A 1,641-nucleotide genomic window follows, 5' to 3' on the forward strand; every position below is an offset into this window, starting at 1 on the left:
CTAAGGCCTGTCCCGCAATTGATCTTCGACTCGAGTTGGACGCCGGTCCCCCTGGCGCGGCTTGCTCGCCTATCCGGCGAGGGCGAGGTTATGCAGGCGGGCAATGCCGAGCATGGCGTGGTGAACACCGTCGCCTTTGAGGCGGCAGTCGCGCAGGATCTTCCAGCCCTTCATCCGGGCAAAGACATGCTCGACGCGGGCCCGGACCTGTTTGTGGGACTTGTTGTGTGCCTGCTTCCAGTCGTGAAGCTCTTCGCCTTTGCGCCGGCGATGGGGCATGACGAGTCCTGTGCCGGGATAGCCGCCGTCCGCGATCGTGGTGGTCCTGCCAACGGCGGCCTTGGCGCCGGATTCCGTCCATGCCTTGCAGTCGGCGCGGTTGCCGGGAAGCGGTCGGCCGACCATGACGATCAGGCGGGTGTCGGCGTCGATCACGACCTGGTGGTTGGTGGAGTACCGGTAATTCTTCGACTGCTCGGCGACGGTGTGGTCCCGGGTGGGTACGAGCGTGCCGTCCACGATGAGTACGGCGTCCTTGCGGAATCGCTTGCGCGCCTGGAGCGCAAGCCTGGGGCCGAGGTGGTCGATGACGCGGTCAGCTGCGGACTTTGAGATGCCGAACAGCGGAGCGAGCTGCCGCATCGTCAAGTTCGTGCGCCAGTAGGCCGTCACGAGCAGGACTCGGTCCTCCAGCGGAAGGCTCCACGGCCGGCCTCTACGGGCCGCGTCCGCGCCCTCGCGCCGCAGGGCGCTCACCAACTTGGTGAAGCATCGCAGGCTCAGCCCGGTGAAGGGGCCTATCCAAGACGGCTCCGACGCCGTGATCACACCAGCCATGGAAAGATCATCTCTGCCGTGAGCAGCGATATGAGACAACCGTCAGGTGTGCAGAACGCGCACGGCGAGCAGCGTCTGCCAGGTCCAGCCGATCGTGAGTGAGACGCGCTGAATCAATCCGCCCAAATCCACCCAGCGTTGATGCTGGCTGAACGCGGCACTGGCCAGCGCCATCGTGGTCGCGAAGAGCACACCACTGGCGATCGAGTAGAGGGCCCATCCCAGCGAGTTGGACAGGGCAAAGACGAAACAGGCTACGGCAAGGGCGAGGAATCCGATGAGGGAGAACAGGTCATGCAGAGCCCCGACGCGGGTGGGGCGCCGAAGCTGATCGGGGGTGCCGACTGGGTAACCGCTCACCGGATCCGTGCGGCAGGCACCTGCGCCCAGCAGGCCGACCGCCCATACGCCGATCAGCAGTGCACCCCAGTGGGAAGGCCCAGTACGCCACAGGCCCACGGCGAAGAGCAGCGACAGCAAGCCCGCGAAGAGGAAGCTGACGGTCTGCGACCACCCGGCGCGGCCAAGGGCGAGCGAACTGACGGGATGGCGGAACGGCTTGTAGTCAACACGGCTGGCACCTTCCAGTAGGTACGCGACGGTGAAGAGCGGGCCGGCGGCCATCCCGCAGGCAAGCAGCGTTTGATTACCCATCACGTCAACCTACGTTGACAAGGTAGGCGCGTCAACTTTCGTTGACGTGAGGGTGCGCAGGTATCAGTCATCAACCGAAACGTGTAATCGCCAGCCCGGGCAACGGCCCATGCCCCTACCGTGGAAGATCATTTGCGGGACAACCCTTAG

The 1,641-nt window shown here is 65.0% G+C and carries 2 protein-coding genes; both read right to left on the reverse strand.

From position 1 onward, the window contains the following. Positions 1 to 69 precede the first annotated feature (69 nt). Entirely contained in the window at positions 70 to 837 is a 768-nt protein-coding gene (locus tag ACTWQO_RS48440) for a transposase (RefSeq protein ID WP_443243804.1), read from the reverse strand. Positions 838 to 879: 42 nt separating this feature from the next. Then, positions 880 to 1,491 (reverse strand): DUF998 domain-containing protein, encoded by a 612-nt coding sequence (locus ACTWQO_RS48445; RefSeq protein WP_443243805.1) that lies wholly within the window; start codon positions 1,489 to 1,491, stop codon positions 880 to 882. Positions 1,492 to 1,641: the final 150 nt, after the last annotated feature.

The sequence above is a fragment of the Streptomyces sp. 4N124 genome (assembly GCF_052245395.1).
Taxonomy (GTDB): Bacteria; Actinomycetota; Actinomycetes; order Streptomycetales; family Streptomycetaceae; genus Streptomyces.

Excerpts from the sequence above, each read along its gene's own strand:
- ACTWQO_RS48440 (WP_443243804.1), bottom strand. The coding sequence starts at position 837 with ATGGCTGGTGTGATCACGGCGTCGGAGCCGTCTTGGATAGGCCCCTTC.
- ACTWQO_RS48445 (WP_443243805.1), bottom strand. The coding sequence starts at position 1,491 with ATGGGTAATCAAACGCTGCTTGCCTGCGGGATGGCCGCCGGCCCGCTC.